Below are 26646 nucleotides of genomic sequence, written 5' to 3' on the forward strand. Positions count from 1 at the left end.
AATATCACTTAAATTTTTTATTTTTATTCCATCTCTTTCAATATCTTTATTTCTTTTTCAACATCCACATCACTAACTCTTCTAACAACCATAATTAACTCATCATTCTCCTCCCTAACATTTCCATATAAAACAAACTCCTCTCCTAATATTTCATCCTCTACCATTTCCATATTTAAATTTTTTAACTCCTCCCTATTCATCTTTAACATTCTCTCCACTCTTTTATCGTAAGTTCTACAAAGTAAAGTCCCTGTTCCATCATCCAAGACAAAATTTAATCTTAAAATCTCATCTGGTTCAACATCCCCACAAATGGGGCAGTTATAAACCCCGTCAATCTCTACAACCCTCTTTTTACAGTTTGGACATAGGTAGAGGAATAAACTGTCGCTCAATATTTTAACAACAGCTCCTCTAACTTCAACCGTTTCCCCATCCTCAACATCAGCTATAAACTTCCTATTGCTTTTTATCTCAACCCCCTCAGGATTTACAATTATCCTTCCATATCTTCCAACAGCCAAATCTATGTAATCCCCTCTCTCCTTGGCATAGGCATGTAATACCTCAACTATATCTCCCTCTTTAATATCCATCTCAGCCAAATCATCCCACAAACTCAACCTTATCCTTCCAGTCCCATCCTCCAACATTAAATTTCTTACCTTTCTAATGTTATCGTCAAATTCAATCTCATTAATGCCATAATCCTCAACAACCTGAGCTATTAAATTTATATCGTTCCAGTCAACTTCTCTATTGTATATATCCTCAATTTTGCAGTAGTTTATCTCATACTCTGGGGCTTCAATACTCTCATCTTTAATAACTTCAGTCTCAGCAGTTGCAACTAAATCAGCTTTTTTATTGCCTTCCCTATCATAATATGTTTTTACCCTACAGTTTGTTATCCTGACCAAATCCCCTTCTTTTATATTTTCCAATAAAGCTGTTTTTCCTCTCCAAAATGAAACTCTAACCCTTCCAGTGCCATTATCCAATAAAACTTCCTGAACTTTTGCTATATCCCCATCTAAATTAACACTCCTCTTACTACTTATAGCTACAACCCTCCCCCTAACAGTAACTAACTCTCCATCTTCATGTTTTGGTAAATCTTCAACATTCACTTCCTCGCTCTCAATTTTTTCTCCTTTTTTTAATATCTCTACACTACTTGCCGTGCATTCCAATCCTCCATAGTAACCCTCTCTTATGTAACCTCTAACTCTAACGTAATCCCCTTTATTAACATCAATCTCTGTTAGTTCATCCCATAAGGTAACTCTAATACTCCCTGTTTCATCTTTAACAATAAAGGATTTTAATCTTCCTAAACTTCCATCTGATTTTTTAAATTCTTTTATTGGAAGAGCTGATATAACTTCCCCCTCAAACGTTGCCGTCATTCCAGGGCTTAGCTCACCTATATCATATATTTCTTTAATCTCTGGGAGTTCTCCCTCATATTTTTCCAATTTTTTAATGTTTGTTTCAGATGTTGAGCTAAGTTCCAACCTATTCCCCCATTTTCTTGCCCTTGCTCTCGTTATTTTTAATATATCTCCAATATTAATATCCATCTCAGCCAAATCATCCCATAAAGTCATTGCAATCGTTCCAGATTTATCTGCTATAACTATCCTCCTATACTTCCCTTCACTTCCATCCTTCCTTTTAAATGTCTTTACATCAGAGACGTCTGTAACTACCCCAGTTATTTCAACATTTATCTGACCTTCCTCAATATCTTTAATTAAAAACTCCTCTACTTCTTTTTTATCAATATCCACACCATGTTCTTTTGCAATCATCATTAAGGCAGCATCTTTTAACAATATTCCTCCAAATTCTTTAATTTTTTCTTTAATCATTTCATCTAATTCCTCTTCACTAATGTTTAATGCTTCAGCAACTTTCTTTTTAAGTTTTTTAAATTTTTCATAATCACCTATCATAATTACCACCAAAATTAAATTTCTTTCAACTTTATAAGCCATGAGCAGACCTTACAAATATCTCCACTACATGGATACCCACAAATCTTACATTTTTTAACCTCTTCTTTAACATCTATGTATTTCAAAAGCTTTTCATAGCCCCTTAATATGCTAAACTTAACTCCCGGCTTATCTTCTTCCAAAACTTCAATAACCTTTTTCATTCTATGCCTATAAGATAAAGATGAATATGGGCAGGGTTCTTTTTGATACTTTATATTAACTATATCAGCATACAGCCTAACCTCATCCTCTGGAATTAATTTTAACGGCTTAATTCTCTTAACAAATCCTTCTCCTTCAAACTCCTTACCAAACTGAATTATATTTTTTATATTTCCTTCAACGTAGTTCATTAAGATTGTTTGGCAGAAATCATCCAAATTATGCCCAATAGCCAAATAATCACAACCTTCTTTTAATGCATACTTATTTAGCAGATATCTCCTAACAACTCCACAAAAAGAACATGGTTTTCCAATATTTAATTTAGTTAGGTAATTGTTTTTTACGATTTCGTCTAATGTATGGCCAATTTCATCTCTAAATTTTATAACCTTTAACTCTAATCCCTGTTCTTTACAAAAATCTTTAATATACTCTTTAGCTTTTTCTCTAAATCCTTCTATCCCTTCATCAACGAAAAAACAAATTAATTCAGCGTTTGGGATGTGATTAAAAAGTTTTTTTAAAATATATGCCATAGCTAAACTATCCTTCCCTCCACTAATTCCAATACCTATTTTGACATCATTTCTTATAACTTCTTTTCCTAAAACCTTTTTCGCCCTCTTTTCAACATCTTTTTTAAAACACTCCTTACATAAATACTTATTTGAATACCTTTGATAATAAAACGCCTCATTTCCACAGCTGCATATCATAATTCCACTCAACGATTTTGCATAATAAATAATTTAGTAACAATCAAAAACAAAAAGCGTATATATAATTTAGTATGTATAGATATTTTTTAATGTATTTGGTACTTAGTGGGGTAGCAACATTTTGGTGATTTTATGGATAAGTGGGTGTTGAAAAAATTGACAGAATGTTTCAATTGTAAGAAAGAAGTAGACCAAATAATAGAGATTTATGCAAATCAGGCATTTGTTAAGTGTTCTAATTGTGGTGCTACAAGATATTATATTTTAAGGAGGGTGGGGGTTGAAGATGAAAGCATAATTGAAGAAGAAAAAAAGAAAGAACACAAATATGAGCCATGGTTTTTAGAAAAAAATGCTGTTTGCTTTAATTGTAAAAAAGAGGCAATACAGGATATAGCAATAACAGAGACAAAAATGATTGTTAGATGCAGAAACTGTGGATTCACAAGGATTTATCAGTTCCATATATTGGAAATTCCAGAAAATAAATAGTCAGGCAGGTTGTGTCATAAATATGAACAAAACCGAAAAATTTATATAGAACTTCAACGGCATATTATTTCTTGTAGGAAAATTATTATACAAAAGTATAAACTGGAGGGATTCGTATGGTTAAAGAATTAAAAGTTGCTGAGGCATACCAAGGAGATGTAGGGAGGGGTATTGCGAGAATAGACCCTTACACAATGGATGAGCTCGGATTAAAGCCAGGGGATGTTATTGAGATAGAAGGGCCTAAAGGAAAGGCTTACGCTATAGTTTATAGGGGTTTCTTAGAAGATGCTGGAAAAGGAATTATTAGGATTGATGGTTATTTAAGACAAAACGCTGGAGTAGCTATTGGAGATAGGGTGAAAGTTAAGAAGGTGGAGCTTAAAGAAGCTAAAAAAGTTGTTTTAGCTCCAACTCAGCCAATTAGATTCGGTCCTGGATTTGAAGACTTCGTTAAGAGAAAGATAATGGGACAAGTATTAAACAAAGGTTCAAGAGTCACAATTGGGGTTTTAGGAACTGCCTTAACATTCGTTGTAGTTAGCACAACTCCAGCAGGACCTGTTAGAGTAACAGACTTCACACACGTTGAGTTGAAGGAAGAGCCAGTTAGTGAAATTAAAGAAGCTAAGATTCCAGATGTAACCTATGAAGATATCGGTGGTTTGAAAGAGGAAGTTAGAAAAGTTAGAGAGATGATTGAGCTTCCAATGAGACATCCAGAATTATTTGAAAAGTTGGGAATTGAACCACCAAAAGGAGTTTTATTAGTTGGTCCTCCAGGAACTGGTAAAACATTGTTAGCTAAGGCAGTAGCTAACGAAGCAGGGGCAAACTTCTACGTTATAAATGGTCCAGAAATAATGAGTAAATATGTTGGGGAGACAGAGGAAAACTTAAGAAAGATATTTGAAGAAGCTGAAGAAAATGCTCCAAGTATAATATTCATTGATGAGATTGACGCCATAGCTCCAAAAAGAGATGAAGCTACTGGAGAAGTTGAAAGAAGATTAGTAGCTCAGCTCTTAACTTTAATGGATGGATTAAAGGGTAGGGGGCAGGTAGTTGTTATTGGAGCTACTAACAGACCAAATGCATTAGACCCAGCATTAAGAAGACCAGGAAGATTCGATAGAGAAATTGTTATTGGAGTTCCGGACAGAGAAGGAAGGAAGGAAATATTACAAATACACACAAGAAACATGCCATTAGCTGAAGATGTTGATTTAGACTACTTAGCAGATGTAACACACGGATTCGTTGGGGCTGATTTAGCAGCATTATGTAAAGAGGCTGCAATGAGGGCTTTAAGAAGAGTATTGCCAAGTATTGACTTAGAGGCTGAAGAGATCCCAAAAGAAGTTTTAGATAACTTAAAAGTTACAATGGATGACTTCAAAGAGGCATTAAAGGATGTTGAGCCATCAGCAATGAGAGAGGTTTTAGTTGAAGTTCCAAACGTTAAGTGGGAGGACATTGGAGGTTTAGAGGAAGTTAAGCAGGAATTAAGGGAAGCTGTAGAATGGCCATTGAAAGCTAAAGAAGTCTTTGAAAAGATAGGAGTAAGACCTCCAAAAGGAGTATTGTTGTTTGGTCCACCAGGAACTGGTAAAACATTGTTAGCTAAGGCAGTAGCTAACGAAAGTGGGGCAAACTTCATAAGCGTTAAGGGGCCAGAAATCTTCAGCAAGTGGGTTGGAGAGTCAGAAAAAGCTATAAGAGAAATATTCAGAAAGGCAAGACAGTCAGCACCATGTATAATATTCTTCGATGAAATTGACGCTATAGCTCCAAAAAGAGGTAGAGACCTAAGCTCAGCTGTTACAGACAAGGTAGTTAACCAGTTATTAACTGAATTGGATGGAATGGAGGAGCCAAAGGATGTTGTTGTCATTGCAGCAACAAACAGACCAGATATCATCGACCCAGCTTTATTGAGACCAGGAAGATTAGATAGGGTTATACTAGTCCCAGTTCCAGACGAAAAGGCAAGATTAGATATATTCAAGATACACACAAGAGGTATGAATTTAGCTGAAGACGTTGATTTAGAAGAGTTAGCTAAAAAGACAGAGGGCTATACAGGGGCAGATATTGAGGCATTATGTAGAGAGGCAGCGATGTTAGCAGTTAGGAAAAGTATAGGAAAGCCATGGGGAATTGAAACAGCTTTGAGAGACTTAATCAACTACCTACAAGGAATTTCAGGGACATTCAGAGCTGCTGCAGTAGAATTAAACAGTGTAATTAAAGCTACAAAAGAAAAAGAATCAGCTGAAGCTGGAGAATTCGGCGAGTTAAAGAACGCTGTTGGCAGAATAATTAGCGTTTTAGCTCCAGCTAAAGATAAAATTGAAGCTGTAGAGAAAGAAATTGATAACTTCCTTGAAATTATAAACAAAGAGGACTTAAAACCATCAGAGAAAGACGAAGCTAACAAATTGGCAAAATACTTAAAAGATATATTAGGTAAGTTAAAAGAAATGATAGACAACCTCTACGAATTAGAAAACAAGCTAAATACCTTAAAAGAGCAAGTTTCAGCTGAAGAGATTGATGAAATCATCAAAACAACACAAAACATCTTACATAGATTCACAACATCATTGGATGAGTTAAAGAACATATTGAAGGATATTGAAAGTATAAGGTTAAGAATCTCAACAAAAGACGTTAAGATTAAGAAAGAACACTTCATGAAAGCTCTTGAAAAGATTAAGCCATCAGTAAGTAAGGAAGATATGAGAGTCTATGAAAAGTTAGCTCAGGAATATGGAAGAGCTACATCAGTTGAAAAGAAGAAAGAAGAGAGTAAGGAAGTAATCTAAACCTTCAATCTTCAATTTTCTTTTTTTATTTTAGTGGATGTATAAAAATAAAACAAATTAGATGTTATATCTTTCAGTAATAGCCAACATATCATCAGATATTTTTTGTGTATCTTGAGTCATTTTTCTTACATCTTTAATAATTGCATTAAGTTCTTCAACAGATGCGTTTAACTCTTCTGCAGTAGCAGCAAATTCTTCAGACATAGCAGCAATATCTTGAATATTTTTCGCTATCGTATCTACTCTTTCTTTGGTTTCTTCTGTATTCTTTAGTATTTCTTTTAATTTATTAACTGTTAAATCAACGGCTTCTTTAATTTTTAAGAATGAATTATTAACTTCATCTACAGCAATAACTCCCATATCTACAGCATCTTTACCTTTATTAGCTTGTTCAATAGATTTTTCTATGAGATCGTGCAATGTATTAATCTGTTTATCTATATTCTCTACAGCCTTTCTTACTTCCTCAGCTAAGTTTTTTATCTCCCCTGCAACAACTGCGAAACCTCTTCCTGCCTCTCCAGCCCTTGCAGCTTCAATGGAAGCATTTAAAGCCAATAAACCAGTTTGCTCGGAAATATCCTTAATTAAAGTAGTAATTTCATTAATTTTCTTTGACTCTTCACCAAGTTTTTTCATAACTCTTGTCAATTCATCAATAACATTTGCAGTAGTTTGCATAACTTCAATAGCATGCTCTACTTTTTTGAGAGCTGTTTCCGATGCATTGTTAACTTCATTTATTGAATCAACTCCATCATTTGCGCTTTCTAAAACTTTTTCAGAGAACATTCTTATATCTTCGAGATCGTTAGATGATTCTTGGATTTTATTTGATAGATCAGCTGCAGCTGTAGCTACCTGCTCCGCTGCAGTTGCTATTTGATCCGTAGTTGATGAAACATTATCCATATAATCAGCTAGTTTTTTTAATTCAGCATTTAATAGATCTATTTGCTCACTCATGTCCTTTATAGCATTTGCAAGATTTTTTATAGACTTATTTATTGCATTTTGAATTTTTTCCCATTTTTTATCAAGAGTTATTCTAACGTTATAATTCCCCTTACATAACTCGATCATAATTTTTGAAATTTCATTAAGCGTTTTTTCCATTAATTGCTCATGTTCTTTCATACTTTTTTCTTTTTCTTTAATATCTGACGCCATTTTTAACATTGCATTATACAATTGTCCTAATTCATCTTTGGAGAATTTTATCTTTATTTTTGCATCATAATTCCCACGATCAAATTCATTAACTAAGGTTGTCAGTTCTTCAACATACCTCAGAATCATTCTTCTTGAAATATAGACTGCAAATATTGCCATAACTATAGCGGAAATTGTTAAATACGGAACCATAGTATAATCTTGTGTGGTTAGTGCTATAATGATTACCGTTATTATCATCTGTACTATCAAAGGTATGATGGTCATAAGAGGGATTTTGTACTTTAATAGCATATTCTCCCCTTCTTTTAATTAGTTGGTTATTGTAAATTTAATGTTATCTGTGAATTAATATTGTAAATTATTAGTGTAATTAATTAAATTACTTTAGTTTATATATTTTTTTAACATATTTAATGAACCTGTTATTAATTTATATTATACAAAATTTCTAAAGTGTGATATTTTATGTTTTTACCAACAACTAAGGAAGAAATGAATACATGGGGTTGGGAAGAGTTGGATGTCATCATCGTTACTGGAGACGCATATGTCGACCATTATTTATTTGGAGCTTCTGTTGTTGGAAGATATTTGGTAGAGAATGGTTATAGAGTTGGCATTATTGCACAGCCAGATTGGAAAACTTTAGATGATATTAAAAGATTGGGAAAGCCAAATTACTTTTTTGCAGTAACTGCGGGAAATTTGGACAGTATGTTAGCCCATTACACGCCACAGAAGAGATTGAGAGATTTTGATTCAATGTCTAATGAAGGGATAAGAAAGAGGCCAGATAGAGCTACAATTGTTTATACCAATTTGATAAAAAGAGCTTTTAAAGGAGTTCCTATAGCATTGGGAGGGATTGAAGCATCTTTAAGAAGATTTTCCCACTACGATTATTGGGACAACAGAGTTAGGAAGAGTATTTTAATTGATTCAAAGGCAGATATTTTAATGTATGGGATGGGAGAGAAAAGTATTTTAGCAATAACCAAAGCATTGGAGAGTGGAGAAAACATAAGAGATTTGGAAATTAATGGAACCGTAATAAGAGCTAATAAGAAAAAGTTAGAGGATATAAAAGAAAGATATGACGTTAAAGAGCTACCTTCCCATGAAGAAGTTGTAAATAGTAAAGAAAAATACGCTGAAATGCATAAAAAGCTAATGACAATGGATAAGGTAATCTATCAAAAAGTAGGAAATCAGTATTTAATTCAATTTCCACCAGTTTATTTAACTGAGAAAGAGATGGATAAGATATATGAGATGCCTTTTGAGAGGAAAGCTCATCCCTCCTATTCCTATGTTCCAGGAATCGTCCCAGTTCAGTTTTCTGTTGTAACACATAGGGGATGTTTTGGAGGTTGCTCTTTTTGCTCAATACTGCATCACCAAGGTAAAGTTATCCAAAATAGGAGTGAGAAGAGCATATTAAAAGAAATTAGGAAATTATTGAATCATGAAGATTTTAAAGGAGTTATTCAGGATGTTGGAGCTCCAACGGCAAATATGTACAGGATGGGATGCAAAAAGGGTTTGGCTGATAGATGCCCAAAGAATTGCCTATATCCAGAGCCGTGTGAAAATCTAATTATAAATCATAAGTCATTAATTAAGCTCTATAGGAAGATTAGAGATATTGTTGGAGATGAAGTAAGGGTTTATGTTAGAAGTGGAATTAGATACGATTTAATAATGTATGATGAAAAATACGGAGAGGAGTATATAAAAGAGCTCTCCAAATACCATGTTTCTGGAAGATTGAAAGTAGCTCCTGAACATATATCTAAAAAAGTTTGCAAAGCAATTCAAAAGCCAGATGGAAGATTATTTAAGAAATTTTTAGATAAATATAGGAGGATTGCTGAAAAAGTCAATGGAATAAAAGAAGTTCTTCCGTATTGGCTCATTGCCCATCCAAACTGCTCCATTAAAGAAATGATTGAATTGGCAGAATTTATTCATAAAAATAACTGCTACTCAAGGCAAGTTCAGGTTTTTACTCCAACACCTATGACTTTATCAACAACTATGTACTATACTGGCATAAATCCCATAACTAACGAGAAGGTTTATGTTCCTTATACGTATAGGGAAAAGAAGATTCAGAAGGCAATCTGCTTATACAGAGAGGAAGAAAATTGGGAAAAGGCTTTGGAAGGATTTAAAATGGTTGGATATAAGGGAATTATTTACAAGTGGATTATGGAACAGAAGAAAATGAAAAAAGATAAAAGTAAATCAAAAAATAAAATAAAAATGGATAAATAAAATTGGGAGAAGATGAAAGTTATTAGAGACTCTATTCATAAGGATATATACTTAAGTGAAGATGAATTAAAGGTTGTTGATAGTGAAGAGTTTCAGAGATTGAGGAATATAAAACAGACTGGTTTAACATACTTAGTTTATCCCTCAGCAAATCATACAAGGTTTGAGCATTCTTTAGGAACTATGTTTATCGCATCAAAAATAGCGGAAAAGATTGGCGTAGATGTTGAACTTACGAGAGTCTCAGCTTTGTTGCATGATATTGGACACCCTCCTTTTTCTCATACATTGGAGATTTGCGGGTACAACCACGAAAAATTTGGAAAAAAGAAGATTAAGCAAATGGAATTAGATAATTTCTCAAAAAATGAGATAATTAAAACTCTAAATAGAAGAAATTTGGAAGGAAAAATAATCTCTGGAGATGTTGATGCTGATAGAATGGATTATTTGCTAAGGGATAGCTATCACACAGGAACAGCTTATGGAATGATTGATTTACCAAGAATTTTGAGGAGCATAACGACCTTTGAAAGTTTTGGGAATATTAAAATTGGAATATTAAAAAAGGGCATTCAAGCCATTGAATCGTTGTTGGTTGCGAGGCATCAGATGTATTCGGCTGTTTACATGCATCCGACCGTTAGGATAGCAGATACAATGATGAAAAGGGCTGTGATAAAGGAAATAAAAGAGGGAAATTTAAATATTAAAGATTTATCCAACATGGATGATATTGCGTTGGTGTCATTTTTAAGAAACTCTGAAAACTATCTGATGAAGAGGATAGATAAAAGAAACCTTTATAAAAATCTAATAACATATAGCTATTTTGATTTAAATCCTATAGAAAAATGGATTTTTATTAATTTAGATGAAAAACAAATATTGTCATTGGAAAATAGGTTTTATGAAAAATTTGGGTGCGATATATTTATTGATATTTATCCAATTCCTAAGATGGAGGAGCATAATATTTATATAATCTCAGATGAAGGCGTTAAGAGGTTGGATGAGGTTTCTCCATTAGCTCAAAGCTTAAAGCCTTCTGAGATGAGGTTGTGGAACGTCTCAATCTACGCCCCAAAAGAGAAAATCAAAGAACTCAAAGAGAGTGATATAAAGGATAAAATAAACAAAATTTTGAATGAATTTGATGCAAAAATTGAAAGTAAATTAATTGACATTTTAAAAGAACATGGGAAAATAATTGGAAAAAGAAGGTTTTTAGAGATTGCCAAAGAAAGAGGGGTTTCTCCAAGAGAGTTTTATTCTGAATTGCATAAATTAATATTCTGCGGTTTGATTAAAGAAAGATTTAATGGGAAGAAATATAGTTACTGTTTAAACAGTTTTGTAAAATTTAAATAAGGTTTATTAGATATTAAAATTACATTTATCTCGTTGAATGAGTTTTATTTTTTAAATAAATATTTTTTAGATTTTATTTTTAAGTAGGAATTTACACGATAAATATGTTAGATTTTAAAAATTATCATCTTTAAATAAAAAGTAAAATTATTTTGGACAATCTAACTCCTCTGAAAATATTTTTATGTCAATTATTGGAGTTTCATCAAATGCATCAATTTTATCAATGAAAATTTTACTTCCCTCAATTTTATGAATTTTTACTGTATATTTTCCAATTGGATTAGGCCGATATGGAGAGCGAGTAGCAAAAACTCCTTTTAATGGATTTCTTATATTTCCTTTTGGATGAACTTTTAAAATCTTCCTTTTTTCTTCATCATCACTTTTATGAAACCAGAGTAATAAAATAATGTAATCCCCATCTTTTAGCCCGTATAATCCCTCTAAAAACTCCTCAAAAATATTTAAGATTGTGTAACTTTCATCTTGCTTTACAACTCCAATAGGTTTTAAAACATACATTACAACCTCCTCCTGAAAAATCTACATGTATTTTTGTAGATGGTATTTTTTACCTCCTCAACATCCATTTCTTTAATTTTTGCTATCTCTTCAACAACCAATTTAACATTTCTTGGCTCATTTTTAGCTCCCTTAATTGGAGACAAATAAGGGCTGTCTGTTTCGGTAGTTAGGTATTCCAAATCTAAGCTATCAACAAGCTTTTTATGATGTTCTGAAAAGCAGATTAACGTTGAGATGGATATTAAACCTCCTTCTTCCCCAATTTTCTTTGCCAACTCTATATCCCCACTGTAGCAGTGAAACATAATCTCTACTTTATCTTTAGCTATTTCAAATATTTTCTCCTCAAATCCTCTTGCATGAACTACAATTGGCTTATCAAGCTCTTCTGCCAATGTTAAAAATTTTTTAAATATCTCCTCCTGCCTTTCATAGTTTTCATCTTTAATATCCATCCCAATCTCTCCAACGGCTAAAATCTCATCTTTATTGTTTCTAATTATGTTATAAACTTTATTTACTACTTTATCGTCAGCTTTAACTCTTGAAGGATGGTATCCAAGGGTTAAATAAATACCATATTTCTTCTTAAATTCTAAAGCTCTTAAACATCCCCCTAAACTCGCTCCACTTGTAACTATTATCACATTCTCCTTTTTAGCCCTCTCAACAACCTCATCCCTATTTTTATTAAATGCCTTATCCTCTATATGGCAGTGAGCATCAACATAAAACATAGAACCACCTATAAATAACTGAAATGCAAAATTATTTTTAAGATATTTAAATTTAGGGGATGGATATGGAAAAGGTGTTTTATGCAATAAGGGAAGATTATAATTCCTTAGACAACAAAATATTGGATTTAACTTTTAAATCTTATGATTTGAATAAGTTTGATAAAATCTTAATAAAGCCAAATATTCTTGGACCCTATCCGCCAGATAGGGCTGTTACAACACATCCAAAATTCTTAGAGTGGGTTATAAAATATTTAAAGAATAATTTTGACGGAGAAATTGTTGTTGGAGAATCTTCCGGATATTCTACAAGAAAATCATTTAGAGTTTCTGGAATTGAAGATGTTTGTATAAAATATGGTATAGAGTACATCCCATTTGAGAGGGATGGGTATTTGAAGGTAAAAATCCTTGATAGGGAACTGCCAATCTCAAAAACTGTTGTTGAAAGCGATATGATAATAAACCTCCCAAAATTAAAGACGCATGTTTTGATGAAATTTACTGGGGCTGTTAAAAATTTATACGGCTGCATTCCTGGAGGGTTAAAGCCAAAGCTTCATGGGGATTTTCCGAAAGAAGAGGATTTTGCAAAACTATTGGTTGAGCTTTATAAGTTCATAACAAAAGATAGGGAAGTTGTTACAGTAATGGATGGAATTTGGGGAATGGAAGGGAACGGCCCAAGTAATGGGAAGCCAAAGCATTCAAAAATAGTTATAAGCTCAACTAATCCTGTTGCTGTAGATTTATTTGCTTCATATTACATTGGGTACAAGATGGATGATATTTTAACAAACAGACTACTTAAAGTAGATTTTGAAATAATAGACGTGGATAAAAATGAGATAAAATCCCTAAATGAAATAAAACCTATAAAATTTAAGAAACCAGCTACAGTTTTTTTGAATTCTATTCTTCCCCCTCAAATAATTAAAATAATATTTAACTTTACAATCCCAAAGCCAAAAATAAACAAAAGTAAGTGCTTAAGATGTAGAATTTGCGAAAAGGTCTGCCCAGTTAATGCGATAAACAATCTAAAGATAGATAGAAAAAAATGTATAAACTGCTATTGCTGTCATGAGATGTGTCCTTATAATGCCATTGATTTGAAAAGGTTTGTTTTATAAAAATTATTCGTTATCCTCAATTAATTTCTTTAAAATAGCCATTCTTACAGGAATTCCATAAAAACTCTGCTTAAAATACTTTGCTTGTGGTAAGTTATCAACTTCGTAATCAATTTCATCAACTCTTGGCAGTGGATGCATAATGATAAATTTTTTTCCTTCAACATACTCTTTCTTTATTTTATAACTGCCTTTAACCTTTTCATATTCGTTAGGGTCTGGAAACCTCTCCTTCTGGATTCTTGTTACATATAAAACATCTATATCATCACCAATTTCATCTAAACTTTCTTTTTCATAGAATTTTATGTTTTTAGATTTTAAATCTTCAATTATGTCTCTTGGCATCTTCAACTCCTTTGGAGAGATAAAATACATCTCAACATCATTAAACAAGGAAAGTGCATAAACTAATGAGTGAACTGTTCTTCCATACTTTAAATCTCCTACAAAAGTTATTTTTATCCCATCTATTTTTCCAATTTCCCTCATTATTGTATATAAATCTAAAAGTGTTTGAGTTGGATGCTGATTACTTCCATCTCCAGCATTTATAATTGGAACTTGGGAATACTCAGATGCCAATCTTGCAGCTCCTTCACTTGGATGCCTTAAAACGATTATGTCAGCATAACCACTAATAACCCTAATTGTATCTATTAAACTCTCCCCCTTTGCAACAGAGGAGCTTTTTAAATCAGTCATTGTTATTACTTCTCCTCCAAGCCTTTTCATAGCAGTTTCAAAGCTCAGCCTTGTTCTTGTTGATGGCTCATAAAAAACAGTTGCCAATATCTTTCCTTCCAACAACTTTAAAGGTCTCTTTGTATTTAAAAGCTCCTCCATTTTCTTTGCTTCTTCCAAAATCTCTAAAATTTCTTCCTTTCCAATATCTTTCATAGATATCAAATGCCTCATAACAACCCCTAAATAAAAATATATATTGTTTTGATAAAGTATTAATAAAGATGATTTATAAAAATTTTTGTGGAGGAAAAATTATGGGATTGATCCAGATAATTGGAATTTTATTTGCATTGTTTGCCCTTTCAAGGGTTGTATTGCAATTGAAAAAGAGAACTATGAGTACTAACGAGGGATTATTTTGGATTTTCATTTGGGTCTCTGTTATTATATTATTAATGTTTCCGGAATTCACCAGTTATGTAGCCAATATCTTGGGAGTAGGGAGAGGAGTTGATGCAGTCATTTATATATCAATTGTAGTCCTATTCTATTTAATCTATAGATTGTATGCCAAAGTAGATAACTTGGAAAGGCAAATAACCCACATAGTCAGAGAAATTGCTATAAGGGATAGGTATGAGCCAAAGAAAAGAGATTGAATTATTGATGTACGATGTTCTGCCATATATGGCAAATATGGAGTTTATCAGAGAATTATTAGAAAGTGTTGATAGCTTAGAAGAGCTTGAAAAGAAAGCTAAAGAGTTGTTGGAAAAAGAAACCAACATAACTAAAAAAACTGATTTAAAAATATTGCTTGAAAAAATAGAGGAAAGGAAATCTTAACTATTATTTTGGGATAGCATGCTTCCAAATAAAAAAGCTTTAGAGATTATCAGGAAGTATATGAAAATATACAATGGAAAAAATGAAGAAAGTATTAAAGAGAGCTTGATTAACAAATTAAAAAAAGAAAATGTTTTGGTAGAAACGGAAGATAAAACCTACACTTTAAAGGCTGAAGATGAAGAAGAGATGATGCATTCAAAGGTTGGGGCTTTAAAAGAAGCTATTTACAAGTTTGCCAAACCTTCAAAAATTGAAAGTCTAAAAAATCCGAGAGTTTTGGATTTATGTAGTGGTTTAGGCTATAATGCTGTAGTGGCACTACATTATAATAAAGATGCAGAGATTGATATGGTTGAAATTTGTGAAGAGGTTTTATTTTTAACCTTATTTTTAGATATCCCATATAAAGAGCATGAAATTGTAAAAGATAAGGTTAGAGAGTATTTTTTAAATAAAATTGGTATAAAGTACAAATCAGATTACAATAACGTTAATTTATACGTTGGAGATGCTAGAAAGTTTATAAAAGAAAATAATAAAAAATACAACGTGGTTTTTCATGACGCATTTTCACCAAAAAGAGATCCAACTCTATACACATACGATTTTCTAAAAGAAATTTACAAAAAAATGGAAGATAACGGAGTTTTAATCTCTTACTCTTCAGCCATTCCTTTTAGAAGCGCTTTAGTTGATTGTGGTTTTATAATCTCTGAGGGAGAGAGTGTTGGAAGGAAGAGGGGAATAACGTTGGCATACAAAAACCCAAATTTCAAACCAAATAGGATTAACGAGGTTGATGAAAGAGTTATAGCCTTATCAGTTATTGCCTTACCTTATAGAGATAGAACGTTAAGCTCAACCAAGGATGAGATAATTAAAAACAGAGAGGAGAGGAGGGAAAAATTAAAGGAAAAATTAATTAAAATAAATAAATATCTATCAACAAAACAAATAAAGAAGGGTAAAATCCCAGAAGAAGTTTTAAAAATTCAAAAAGAAGATTTAAATTCATCAGAACTAATTAAAAAAATGAGATTGAAATTTTTTGGAAATATAGCTGATAAAATTTTTATAAATTAAATAAGTTTTACATTTTCCTTTATTTTCTTAATATCCTCTGGTTTAGCTATAGTTTTTGGATGTTTTGGAAGGTAAGGGCATTTTATTTCTTTTTCTGTTGATATTTCATAAGTTCCGATCTCTTTAGCTATCTCCACAATATCATTTTTATCCAAACCAATTAAAGGTCTTAAGATTGGGTAATTTATCCCTTCACTTATAACTCTCAAATTCTTTAATGTTTGAGAAGCTACTTGCCCTAAATTATCTCCAGTAACTATGGCATCACAATCTAAATATTTGGCATACTTTTCAGCAACCTTTAACATCCTTCTCTTACAGAATATGCAAGTATAATTTTCTTTTTTAATGCTCTTTAGCTTTTCCACGATATCTTTTATATCATTTGTGTAATCATAAACAACAAACTCCAACTCAGTATCGTAATCACTTAAAACCTCTGCAATTCTTCTAGCCTTATTTAACCCCTCTTCACTCATCTTCAAATGTAATAAAACATCCCTACACCCTCTCCTAATCATCATAAATGCAGCTACTGGGCTATCTATACCATCAGACACTAAGCAGAGAACCCTCCCCTGACTACCTGCTGGCAATCCTCCAAGACCTTCATATTTTTCTGTAAATATGTAAGCTCTATCCATCAAAATCTCTATTCCTAAAATAATTTCTGGATTTTCTAAATCAACTTCCAATCCAAGCTTTTCTACAACAGCTTCCCCCACCTTTTTATTTACATCTACTGAAGTAAATGGAAATCTTTTATTACTTCTCTTTGTTTTAACCGCAAATGTTACTTTCTCTTTGCCTATAGTGTTTAATTTTTTCCTCATAATTTGAACTCCATAATTTACAATCTCATTAATGTCCAATGGGCATTCATAAACTGGGCTGTAGGAAACAATACCTGAAACTTTTTTCAATAATTTTAATGCCAAATCTTCCTTATCCTTTGTATTTACCTTAACTAATAATCTCCTATGTAAGATTTCAACATCTGCATCAATTTCATATTTTCTAAGCAATTTTATAATATTCTTTCTCAATATTTCCTCTAAATTTTTTCTAATTGGGTCTGATTTCAATCCAATTTCTCCATATCTAACCAATATATCCATACTCTCACCAACAACCTTTAGAAGAAACTTTTAGAAAAAGTTTCATCAAAACTGATGCATTCAGCCCTTCATAATACCTCATTAGTCATTATATGCATGTTTGTAATTTCATTTTAAGCTCTTTTATCTTTTGCATAAGCGATAATTCCATTAATTATGGCAACAGCCACTGGCGTTCCTCCTTTTGGGCCAATAGTTGATATACTTGGAATCTCTACTTTTCTCAAAGCTTCTTTTGATTCCGAAGCTTGAACAAATCCAACTGGAACGCCTACAACTAATTTTGGCTTTATACATTCTTCTTTAATTAATCTTATAACTTCAAAAAGTGCGGTTGGTGAATTTCCTATAACTACAACCCCTCCATCTATATAATCCTTAGCCAATCTCATTGAAGCTACTGCCCTCGTTATCCCTTCTTTTTTAGCAATTTCATAAACATCTGGATGACTTATAAAGCAATAAACATTGTTGTATCTAATTCCAGCCTTAATCATATTCACATCGACAACTATTGGCTTCCCTTCTTTTATAGCTTTAATTCCCTCTTCTATTGGATTATTTTTAAAAACTAAAAGTTTCGCATACTCAGGGTCTGCAGTTGCATGAACTACCCTTTCAATAATTCCCATCTCCTTCTCATTAAATTTTATCTCATCCCCTAAAACTTCTTTTATTTTATTCCTAACAATTTCTCTTGATTTATTTGCTATATCCAATCCTTCTTTTGAAATAGCCCCCATAAAATCCATAAAATCACCAAAAATGTAAATAATAAATAAAAATAGGAAAAACAAGATAATAAGCTTTATTTATTCCTCAATGTTTTTATAACTTCATCTACAATTTTTGGAGCTAAGCCGATATATGTTTTTGGATCCATGAGCTCTTCTAATTCTTCTTTTGTTAAATATTTCATAACTTCTTCATTTTCCAATAAAACATCTTTTAAATGCCTCTTTTCTTCATAAGCCTTCATTGCACACTGTCTAACAACTTCGTGTGCTGTTTGCCTACCCATTCCTCTCTTAGCTAATTCAATCATTATTCTCTCAGCCATTATAAGCCCTTTTGTTAAGTTTAAGTTTTTCTCAACGTTTTCGATATTAACTTTTAATTTTTTAATCCCTTTAATTGCCAAAGTTAAGATATGATCTGTTAAAACGCAAACCTCTGCAAATATGCACCTCTCAGCTGATGAATTTGTTAAATCTCTCTCTTCCCATAACGGAATGTTGTCCATCTCGGCTATACATAGAGATTTTATAACCCTTGATAAACCGCAAATTTGTTCAAATGTTATTGGATTTCTTTTATGAGGCATCGTTGATGAACCAGTTTGTTTTGTTGGGTCGAACTCTTCCTCTAACTCTCCAATCTCTGTTCTTTGCATACTTCTAACAGTAACACCAATCTTGTTTAATGTTTGAGCAATTAAAGCCAGTAAAGCAATGAATTCAGCATGTCTATCTCTTTGAATAACTTGATTTGAAATTAAAACTGGTTCCAATCCCAAAATCTCTGCAACTCTTTTATGCACTTCTAAACCTTTCTCTCCCATAGCCGCCATTGTTCCAACAGCTCCAGTAATCATAGAAACGCAAATCCTTTTTTTAGCTTCTTTCAACCTTTCTAAATGTCTATCAATTTCAGCCGCCCATAGAGCAAATCTCATTCCATAAGTTGTAGGAATTGCATGCTGTCCATGAGTTCTTCCAATACAGACGGTGTATTTATGCTCTTCAGCCTTATCTAATAAGATATCTTTTAATTGCTTTAACTTATCCTCTATAATCTCAATTGATTCCTTTAATAATAAAGAGTTGGCAGTATCAACAATATCGTTTGATGTTGCCCCAAAGTGAATGTATTCTCCAGCATTTCCTTCACAAACTTCAGCTAAAGCTCTAATCATTGCAACAACATCATGCCTTGTTTGTTTCTCAATTTCTTTAACTCTCTCCAATTTCACGTATTTTGTTGATGCCTTTCTATTAATTTCTTCAGCAGCTTCTTTTGGTATTAAACCAAGTTCTCCTTGAGCTTTAGCCAATGCAGCTTCAACTTTTAACATTTTTTCTAACTTATTTTCTTCTTCCCAAACTCTTCTCATCTCAGGAGTCCCATATCTATAGTCAATTGGATGTACTGCCATTTTTTCACCATGATTGTATTTTGATTAACTTTAAATTAATGTTAATGATTTTTATAGTTTGATGAAGGGTTAAAATAAATATAAATATTTAGATAATATTTATCTCGATTAAAGAGTTTTATTTTTTAAATAAAGGTTTTTTATAGCTTATTTTTCGGTTTTAATGATTTTTAAGAAATTTCGAAGGGTAGTTTATTTTGATTATTTCAAATATTTAGATTAATTAAATTATAAAGATTTTTGAGAGATTTTAGTTAATTATCTTTTAAGGCATATTTCCACAACAAATAAATTATATTTTAAAAAATAATTGCTTTTAAAATTCTTTTTTAAGTCTAATAAGCAAAATTTATATATGTGCAGAGGTATATAAACAAATGGGGTTAAGTACCCTTCGACTTATAGGGTAGAGTAAAGCATAAATATTAAGAATGCTAAAAATATACTTATCTCGAGTAATTGTCCTGTTAAAATCAGACCGGAACGGTATGGAAATTTTTAGAGGCGAAGCATACCTCTAAACAATTGACTTTGTTAAAATCAGACCGGAACGGTATGGAAATCCAGTAACGTAAACTAATATCATGTGAATGAACATTATGTTAAAATCAGACCGGAACGGTATGGAAATTAAATGCAAATATAAAAAGTGATAATATGACAATGGAGTTAAAATCAGACCGGAACGGTATGGAAATTTTTAGAGGCGAAGCATACCTCTAAACAATTGACTTTGTTAAAATCAGACCGGAACGGTATGGAAATACGAATCTCGCAAGCGGCTTCAACCCTAATAACAGTTAAAATCAGACCGGAACGGTATGGAAATTTTGAATTGAATCCAAAGAAAAGATTAAAGGAATATGTTAAAATCAGACCGGAACGGTATGGAAATAGCATTTTATCCCTCATTTGTTAGTATTTCTAATACGTTAAAATCAGACCGGAACGGTATGGAAATAAAAGGGAGTTTTAAGCCAAATAATTTAGCAATAGAGTTAAAATCAGACCGGAACGGTATGGAAATCTGTATTTTTCAATTATCTCTACAATGTCAATATCGTTAAAATCAGACCGGAACGGTATGGAAATTCATTTTTGAATTTCTCAGCATCTCTTTCTTGTATGTTAAAATCAGACCGGAACGGTATGGAAATTATATTAAGATTACTTTCTTTGCCATGCCTTACCACCAGTTAAAATCAGACCGGAACGGTATGGAAATGATTTAATTGCCAAAGTGCCATTCTTTACGGACATCTATGTTAAAATCAGACCGGAACGGTATGGAAATTTTCATGCCATGATTTGGTTGCTTCATCATCTACATGTTAAAATCAGACCGGAACGGAATGGAAACATGAGGATTTTTTAAGCTTCTCATCATCTTTAAAGTGCTGTTAAAATCAGAGTCTTAGAGAATGAAAATATTAACACGCTAAAATAAAGATAGACTTTGAAGAAAACTAGCATTGTATTATAAAATAGACTCAAAATAAAATTAAACAATAAAAAATTATTTGGATGATATAATTCTGGCTATTTTGTATGGAATCACTGCAAGCAATCCACATATTAAATATATGTTTAAATCATTAAAAATACTCCAATCTGCCCAATCGTCAAAACCTAACAAAAATCCTATGGCATTAGCTATTAAAAGCAATAAAGCTATAATTCCAATACCTAAACCCACTATTGAAGCAGTAAATAAATAAGAAATCGCCCTTATATCTTCATTTACAGCCTTTTTTACTCCTAAAAGGTACGTTATTCCAACAGCAAGTAATGCCAACCCTCCAAAAACATCTCCAACAAATAAAGGCAATTCACTTTCAACACCAACTACTGAACAAATCCAAACTACAACCTCAATACCTCCAGAGAATAAAAATAAGAGTCCAAATACTAAAGATAATAAAGTTATATCTTTTTTTACCTCTTTTATATCCATAAAATCTCACCTAAAATATTAAATTTCCAACAACTGTAATTGTTAAAGCTACAATGTATGCTAAAACCACTTCATAAACAAGGGCAAATATTGCCCACTTCCAACCAATCTCCTGTTTTATAACTGCTAATGTTGCTATACAAGGAAGGTAAATTAAACAGAACGCCATGTATGCATAGGCAGAAACTGGAGTAAATGCATTAACAATTAAGTTTGATAAGCCCTCTTCACCAACTCCATAGAGCATAGCCAAGCTTCCAACTACTACTTCTTTAGCTACAACTCCAAACAGCAGGGCGGAGCAAGCTTTCCAATCCCATCCCATTGGGCTGAATATTGGAGATAAGGTTTTACCAATAACTGCAACATAGGAGTTGGCAAGTATCTGAGGATTTTCCAAAGCTTCTACGCCCAAATATCCAGAAGGTCCATAAACAGAAAGAAGCCAAACCAATATAACTCCAAATACAATGATTGTTCCAGCTTTTCTTAAAAAGGAATAAACCCTCTCCCAGGTATTTTTTAGGACTATATTTAAATGTGGAATTTGATAGGAAGGCAGTTCAACAATCAAATATGATGGAGATGTTTTAAATACAAACTTTCTAAATATCGCAGCTATAATCAAAGCCAATACTACCCCAAGTGCATACATACTTAGGACTACAAGCCCTTGATATGCTGAAAAAAATGCTCCAGCAAATAAAGCATAGATTGGCAACCTTGCAGAGCAAGACATTAAAGGATTTATTAATATAGTTAAAATCCTATCTTTCTCATTCTCCATGGTCCTTGTAGCCATTATCGCAGGCACATTACAACCAAAACCCATAACCAATGGAATAATCGCCTTTCCTGGCAAGCCAAATTTGTTCATAAACCTATCTGCTATGAATGGAATTCTTGCCATGTAGCCACTGTCTTCTAAGAAGGATAACGCAAAGAACAAGAATGCCAGTATTGGGAAAAATACTAAAACAGCCCCAACTCCTGAGATAATACCATCAGCTAATAAAGATGATATAAATTCATTAGATATGGAAGATTTTACGACCTCTGCTAAGAATGAGAATATATAATCAATCATGGCTGAAAATGGTCCTGAAACATCAAATGTGAATTTAAATAACATCCATAAAAATGGAATTAATAATAAAATCCCAACTTTTTCATCAGTCAAAACATCATCAAGCATCTGTGTAGTTGTTAATTTACCAGATTTTTTCTTAACAACCTCTTCAACAATTTTATCAATAACCTTGTATCTCTCCTCAACTATTCCCAATTCAGCCTCTCCATATTTTTTGGATAATTCTTTCATCATGTCATCTAAAATTGGCTTCAATTTACCCAAAATACTGCTGTTTTTTACAATATCCAACACATATTTATCATTTTCAAGTAGTTTTATAGCCAAGTATCTCAGATTATATTTTTTTAAACCCTCATCCTTTTCTAAAATTGAGATTATCTTTTTAATGTATGGTTCAAAGTGCGGATACCTAATTTCAGCTGATTTTTTATTTTTTACAGTTTCTAATATTGCCTTTTTTAAATCCTCAATTCCAATCTTTTTAACTGCCGATATTGGAACTACTTTAATCCCCAAAATCTTCTCTAATTTATTTATATCAATCTCCATTCCTAACTTATTAGCTAAATCCATTTTATTTAAAACCAGTAATATATTAGCCCCCATTTCCATTAGCTGTAAAGTTAAATATAAATTCCTTTCTAAGGCGGTAGCATCAGCTATATTAACAACCAAATCAGGTTTTTCATTTATTATGTAATCTCTTGCAATAATTTCATCAATGGAATCTGCTGTTAAGCTATAAACTCCAGGTAAATCAACAACTTTAAATTTTTTTCCGTTATATTCAAATTCCCCTTCTTTTTTCTCTACAGTTACACCTGGCCAATTGCCGATATAAACATTTTCTCCAGTTAAAGCATTAAATAAGGTGGATTTACCAACGTTCGGGTTGCCAATTAAGGCTATCTCATATTTATCACTCATCACTCTCCCTCTCAACAATTATCTTCATTGCTAAGCCCCTACCTATTGCTATATTACTTCCCCTTGCTGACACTATCACAGGACCGTTTTGATTTCTTACAACTTTTATTTTGCTCCTTATATTTATCCCCATACTTGAAAGTCTCTGCACAGCTCCATAACCAGCATTAATGCTTTTGACAACAACTTCTTCTCCTTCTTTAGCAAACGCCAATGGGTACATAATCACCACAATATTTATATATGATTAAATGATTTAACTATAACTAAAAGTTTTAACCTCAGTTAAAATAAATAACATATAAGAGTATAAAAACTTTTCGGTGGCATTATGACCCAAAGCATTGAAGATTACTTGGAAAAAATTTATTTATTTACTAAAGAAAATAATAGGCCCATAAAAACAACTGAATTGGCAAAATTATTAGATATAAAGCCATCAGCAGTAACAAACATGGCAAAAAAACTCCAAGAGTTGGGATATGTTAACTACGAACCATACGTTGGAATAACTTTAACAGAAAAAGGCGAAGATAAAGCTAAAGAAGTTTGGGACAAACATAAAACTCTTCGGATATTTTTAGAAAAATTCTTGGGGTTAGATGAAAAAACAGCTTCTGAAGAAGCATGTAAATTGGAACATGCATTGTCAGATAAAACCTTAAAAAAATTAAAAGATTTTATGGAAAAATTTAAAGATAAAGTTTAATATCTCAATTTTTTCCCAATATTTTTCCCAAGCTCAATTGCCTTATCAATATCATCAATTTTACATTTTACTTCTCCAGAGGCAGTTTTTAGCTCATCCTCAATAACCACTCCAGCATTTAACTTTAAGACCTCATTTTTTTCATCATAAACCGCTAAAGCTCCAAATGGAACGCTACACCCACCTCCAAATTGATTTAAAGCGGCTCTTTCACAAGATGACCCCAAATAAGTTTTTTTGTGGTTGATCTCTTTTAATATCTCTTTTATTTCCTCATCATCCCTTTTACATGCAACGGCTATAATCCCTTGAGCAGGAGCTGGAAGGATGTTTAATCTCTTATAGTTAAAATCATCTAAATTAATCCCCAACCTTATTATTCCAGCTTCAGATAGGACTATAGCATCGTAAAGACCATCCTTCAATTTCTTTAATCTTGTATCTACATTTCCTCTCAGCAATTCAAACCTTGCATTAGGATACAGAAATTTTAAAAAAGCTCTCCTTCTTAAACTTGAAGTTCCTATAATTATCTCGCTATTCTCATCAAAATCTACATTTTTATTCCAAATTAATAAATCGTAATAGCTGTCTCTTTCCAAAACAGCCCCAACCATTAAATTTTCATTCCAAATAGTTGGAATATCTTTTAAACTATGAACAGCAATATCAATCTCGTTATTTAACATAGCTAAATCCAACTCCTTTGTAAATACCCCAATACCAATGTCTGAAAGTTTTTTATTTAAAACCCTATCTCCAGTAGTTTTAATTATCTTTATCTCAACATCGTAGCCAAGATTTTTTAATAACTCAGCTACTTTATTTGCTTGATATAAAGCTAACTTACTACCCCTCGTTCCTATCCTAATCATAATCTCATTCCTTATCGACTAATTTCGCCTTTTTTATATTACAAACCCCCCATGTTTCATGCCATTCAATCTCCGCCTCAATAACCTCTATCCTCTTCTTAAATACTGGGGAGTCAAAAACAAACGTTTCTGCCTCTCCACCTTCAAATGCCTTATTTATACCATATTTCTCACAAATTTTTAATAATTTATCAATGTTCTCTTCAGTTATTCTTTTTCCTAACCACTCTTTTCCCAATCCATAGGCATAAACTCCAACAATCCTTACATCAAAAAGAGAACTTGTAGTTCTTAAAACCCACTCAGGATCTTTATGCCACAATGGAGAGAAAGACTTCAACCCCAACTCTTCACAAATCCTATCAATTCTTGATTTTTGATAAACGCTTGCTATCGCTCCGCTAACAATTCCCTCAACATCCAACTTTTCAATTCCTTTTTTTAAATCCAAAACTTCTTTTTCCTTCTCTCCCTTTGTGTATATTTTTACCAATGGAATGCCCGCAGCTTTAGAACTAAGTTCTGTTAAATGCACATTTGGTATATGAAACATATAACTCTCTTTGTTTTCACTCTCAACATTTACAAGGTATTTTACATTAAAGCCTTCTTTTAACGCCCAGTATAATGCGTAGTTTGAATCCTTTCCTCCAGAGTATAGAACTGCAACGTCCATTAAACCACCTAAAAATCTAAAAATAAATATAAAAATTAAACTATGGGTTTAATCCAACTTCAAATAGCCCCTCTTTTTCATCAAATCCAAACATTATGTTCATGTTCTGTATTGCCTGTCCACTTGCCCCTTTAACCAAGTTATCTATTGCTGAGATAACCACTAACCTATTATGTTCATCAATCTCAAAGCCCCCAATGTCGCAGAAGTTTGTTCCTCTAACCCATGTTAATTTTGGAATCTCCTCTGAGAATATCCTAACAAAAAACTCATCCTTATAGAATTTTTCATAAACTTTAATTATTTCTTCTCTATCAACATCCTTAGCTAAAAATGTATGTGCGGTTGTTAAAATTCCTCTTGTTATTGGAGCTAAGTGGGGGGTGAAGGAAACCTTTGCCTTCCCAAGTTTTTTTAACTCTTTTTCAATTTCTGGTGTATGTCTATGGGTTGTTATTTTGTATGGATTTATATTTTCATTTACATTTGGGAAATGTGTTATTTCAGTTGGATTTACTCCAGCTCCACTAACTCCTGTTTTTGAATCAAATATTATTCTCTCCTCTATAATCCCTTCTTTAACTAATGGAGCTACAGCTAAAATAGCTCCTGTTGGGAAACATCCTGGATTTGCAACAAGTTGAGCTTTTTTTATCTCCTCCCTATGCAGTTCAGGCAATCCATAGGCAATTTTTGTTTCTGGTAATCCTTTGTGCTTTATCTTATAATATTTTTCATATAAGCTTAAATCCTCAAATCTATAATCCCCACTTAAATCAATAACTTTCATTCCCCTCTCAATAAAATCTGGAACTATGTCCATTGAAGCCCCATGAGGTGTTGCAGTAAATATTAAATCTGCTTCAACCTTATCAACATCTCCTGTAAAATACAGGTCTTTATATTTCTCAATGCCTTTTAAGTGTGGATGAATTTTAAAAACATGCTTTCCAGCTTCTTTTCTTGAAGTTATGTATGTTACATTAACTTTTTCATGATTTGCCAGCAGTCTCAACAGCTCAGCTCCAGTATATCCAGTAGCACCAATTATTGCCACTTCCTTCATATTTTCACCAAAA

Annotated in this window: 24 protein-coding genes and 1 CRISPR repeat array; of the genes, 9 read left to right on the plus strand and 15 right to left on the minus strand. The window is 32.4% G+C overall.

The window, feature by feature from the left end:
* Positions 1-23: 23 nt before the first annotated feature.
* Together rpa and MEFER_RS03775 are read right to left on the minus strand one after the other, a co-directional pair.
* Positions 24-1961: a single-strand DNA-binding protein Rpa gene (rpa, locus tag MEFER_RS03770; protein ID WP_048056421.1), complete on the minus strand. Its 1938-nt coding sequence runs from the start codon at positions 1959-1961 to the stop codon at positions 24-26.
* Between the two features lie 14 nt (positions 1962-1975).
* Positions 1976-2887: a TIGR00269 family protein gene (locus MEFER_RS03775; protein ID WP_015791305.1), complete on the minus strand. Its 912-nt coding sequence runs from the start codon at positions 2885-2887 to the stop codon at positions 1976-1978.
* A gap of 135 nt (positions 2888-3022) precedes the next feature.
* On the opposite strand from MEFER_RS03775, the gene MEFER_RS03780 reads away from it, so the two are divergent.
* Both MEFER_RS03780 and MEFER_RS03785 read left to right on the plus strand, forming a co-directional pair.
* A complete protein-coding gene (locus MEFER_RS03780; RefSeq protein WP_015791306.1) occupies positions 3023-3382 on the plus strand; it encodes a hypothetical protein in 360 nt (119 codons plus the stop codon).
* Positions 3383-3498: 116 nt separating this feature from the next.
* Positions 3499-6210 (plus strand): CDC48 family AAA ATPase, encoded by a 2712-nt coding sequence (locus MEFER_RS03785; protein ID WP_015791307.1) that lies wholly within the window; start codon positions 3499-3501, stop codon positions 6208-6210.
* 57 nt (positions 6211-6267) lie between these two features.
* Here the strand turns inward: MEFER_RS03785 and MEFER_RS03790 are convergent, their stop codons facing one another.
* Complete coding sequence (locus MEFER_RS03790) at positions 6268-7683, minus strand: methyl-accepting chemotaxis protein (protein WP_015791308.1); 1416 nt, start codon at positions 7681-7683, stop codon at positions 6268-6270.
* Between the two features lie 174 nt (positions 7684-7857).
* Between MEFER_RS03790 and MEFER_RS03795 the strand changes: the two genes are divergently transcribed.
* Both MEFER_RS03795 and MEFER_RS03800 read left to right on the plus strand, forming a co-directional pair.
* Positions 7858-9669 carry a YgiQ family radical SAM protein gene (locus MEFER_RS03795; RefSeq protein ID WP_015791309.1) on the plus strand — a complete coding sequence of 604 codons (1812 nt, stop codon included), beginning with the start codon at positions 7858-7860 and terminating at the stop codon, positions 9667-9669.
* A 12-nt stretch (positions 9670-9681) separates the two neighbouring features.
* Positions 9682-11040 (plus strand): HD domain-containing protein, encoded by a 1359-nt coding sequence (locus MEFER_RS03800; protein WP_015791310.1) that lies wholly within the window; start codon positions 9682-9684, stop codon positions 11038-11040.
* Positions 11041-11187: 147 nt separating this feature from the next.
* On the opposite strand, the gene tsaA is transcribed toward MEFER_RS03800, so the two are convergent.
* Complete coding sequence (gene tsaA, locus MEFER_RS03805; RefSeq protein WP_015791311.1) at positions 11188-11565, minus strand: tRNA (N6-threonylcarbamoyladenosine(37)-N6)-methyltransferase TrmO; 378 nt, start codon at positions 11563-11565, stop codon at positions 11188-11190.
* Entirely contained in the window at positions 11565-12305 is a 741-nt protein-coding gene (locus MEFER_RS03810; RefSeq protein ID WP_015791312.1) for a TatD family hydrolase, read from the minus strand. The genes tsaA and MEFER_RS03810 overlap by 1 nt, the downstream gene beginning before the upstream one ends.
* Positions 12306-12370: 65 nt before the next feature.
* On the opposite strand from MEFER_RS03810, the gene MEFER_RS03815 reads away from it, so the two are divergent.
* Positions 12371-13441, plus strand: coding sequence for a DUF362 domain-containing protein (locus MEFER_RS03815; RefSeq protein WP_015791313.1), 1071 nt, complete (start codon positions 12371-12373; stop codon positions 13439-13441).
* 3 nt (positions 13442-13444) lie between these two features.
* Here MEFER_RS03815 and pyrB read toward each other — a convergent pair whose 3' ends face one another.
* On the minus strand, positions 13445-14359 hold the full coding sequence (gene pyrB, locus MEFER_RS03820; RefSeq protein WP_015791314.1) for an aspartate carbamoyltransferase: 915 nt from the start codon (positions 14357-14359) through the stop codon (positions 13445-13447).
* An 83-nt stretch (positions 14360-14442) separates the two neighbouring features.
* Here pyrB and MEFER_RS03825 point away from each other — a divergent pair, with 83 nt between their 5' ends.
* From MEFER_RS03825 to MEFER_RS03835, 3 genes are read left to right on the plus strand one after another with little or no spacing between them, the layout of a single operon-like run.
* The gene (locus MEFER_RS03825) at positions 14443-14787 is read left to right on the plus strand and encodes a DUF2304 domain-containing protein (RefSeq protein ID WP_015791315.1); all 345 of its coding nucleotides are present in this window, start codon (positions 14443-14445) and stop codon (positions 14785-14787) included.
* Complete coding sequence (locus tag MEFER_RS03830; RefSeq protein ID WP_015791316.1) at positions 14765-14974, plus strand: hypothetical protein; 210 nt, start codon at positions 14765-14767, stop codon at positions 14972-14974. The genes MEFER_RS03825 and MEFER_RS03830 overlap by 23 nt, the downstream gene beginning before the upstream one ends.
* Positions 14975-14992: 18 nt before the next feature.
* Positions 14993-16060, plus strand: a complete 1068-nt coding sequence (locus MEFER_RS03835; protein ID WP_015791317.1) for a tRNA (5-methylaminomethyl-2-thiouridine)(34)-methyltransferase MnmD — start codon at positions 14993-14995, stop codon at positions 16058-16060.
* Here MEFER_RS03835 and thiI read toward each other — a convergent pair.
* The 6 genes from thiI to MEFER_RS03865 form a co-directional block, all read right to left on the minus strand.
* Positions 16057-17178, minus strand: a complete 1122-nt coding sequence (thiI, locus tag MEFER_RS03840; RefSeq protein ID WP_015791318.1) for a tRNA uracil 4-sulfurtransferase ThiI — start codon at positions 17176-17178, stop codon at positions 16057-16059. The two genes, MEFER_RS03835 and thiI, sit on opposite strands and share 4 nt — an antisense overlap.
* Before the next feature lie 113 nt (positions 17179-17291).
* Positions 17292-17921 carry a cobalt-precorrin-8 methylmutase gene (locus tag MEFER_RS03845; RefSeq protein WP_015791319.1) on the minus strand — a complete coding sequence of 210 codons (630 nt, stop codon included), beginning with the start codon at positions 17919-17921 and terminating at the stop codon, positions 17292-17294.
* Positions 17922-17986: 65 nt separating this feature from the next.
* On the minus strand, positions 17987-19333 hold the full coding sequence (gene purB / locus MEFER_RS03850; RefSeq protein ID WP_015791320.1) for an adenylosuccinate lyase: 1347 nt from the start codon (positions 19331-19333) through the stop codon (positions 17987-17989).
* A gap of 466 nt (positions 19334-19799) precedes the next feature.
* Positions 19800-20693: a CRISPR direct-repeat array (repeat unit 30 nt; unit sequence GTTAAAATCAGACCGGAACGGTATGGAAAT).
* A gap of 156 nt (positions 20694-20849) precedes the next feature.
* Entirely contained in the window at positions 20850-21287 is a 438-nt protein-coding gene (locus tag MEFER_RS03855) for a hypothetical protein (protein ID WP_015791321.1), read from the minus strand.
* A gap of 10 nt (positions 21288-21297) precedes the next feature.
* Complete coding sequence (gene feoB / locus MEFER_RS03860) at positions 21298-23307, minus strand: ferrous iron transport protein B (protein WP_015791322.1); 2010 nt, start codon at positions 23305-23307, stop codon at positions 21298-21300.
* Positions 23300-23530 (minus strand): FeoA family protein, encoded by a 231-nt coding sequence (locus MEFER_RS03865; RefSeq protein ID WP_015791323.1) that lies wholly within the window; start codon positions 23528-23530, stop codon positions 23300-23302. The genes feoB and MEFER_RS03865 overlap by 8 nt, the downstream gene beginning before the upstream one ends.
* A gap of 108 nt (positions 23531-23638) precedes the next feature.
* Between MEFER_RS03865 and MEFER_RS03870 the strand changes: the two genes are divergently transcribed.
* Positions 23639-24016: a metal-dependent transcriptional regulator gene (locus MEFER_RS03870; RefSeq protein ID WP_015791324.1), complete on the plus strand. Its 378-nt coding sequence runs from the start codon at positions 23639-23641 to the stop codon at positions 24014-24016.
* On the opposite strand, the gene hemC is transcribed toward MEFER_RS03870, so the two are convergent.
* Genes hemC through argC form a run of 3 tightly spaced genes read right to left on the minus strand, consistent with a single transcriptional unit; the run spans position 24013 to position 26633 of the window.
* A complete protein-coding gene (hemC, locus tag MEFER_RS03875; protein WP_015791325.1) occupies positions 24013-24891 on the minus strand; it encodes a hydroxymethylbilane synthase in 879 nt (292 codons plus the stop codon). The genes MEFER_RS03870 and hemC overlap by 4 nt on opposite strands.
* A 4-nt stretch (positions 24892-24895) precedes the next feature.
* Positions 24896-25567, minus strand: coding sequence for a diphthine--ammonia ligase (locus MEFER_RS03880; RefSeq protein ID WP_015791326.1), 672 nt, complete (start codon positions 25565-25567; stop codon positions 24896-24898).
* A gap of 40 nt (positions 25568-25607) precedes the next feature.
* Positions 25608-26633: an N-acetyl-gamma-glutamyl-phosphate reductase gene (gene argC / locus MEFER_RS03885; RefSeq protein ID WP_015791327.1), complete on the minus strand. Its 1026-nt coding sequence runs from the start codon at positions 26631-26633 to the stop codon at positions 25608-25610.
* Between the last annotated feature and the right edge of the window lie 13 nt (positions 26634-26646).

The organism is Methanocaldococcus fervens AG86, from assembly GCF_000023985.1.
GTDB classification, from domain to species: Archaea; AGJL01; Methanococci; order Methanococcales; family Methanocaldococcaceae; genus Methanocaldococcus; species Methanocaldococcus fervens.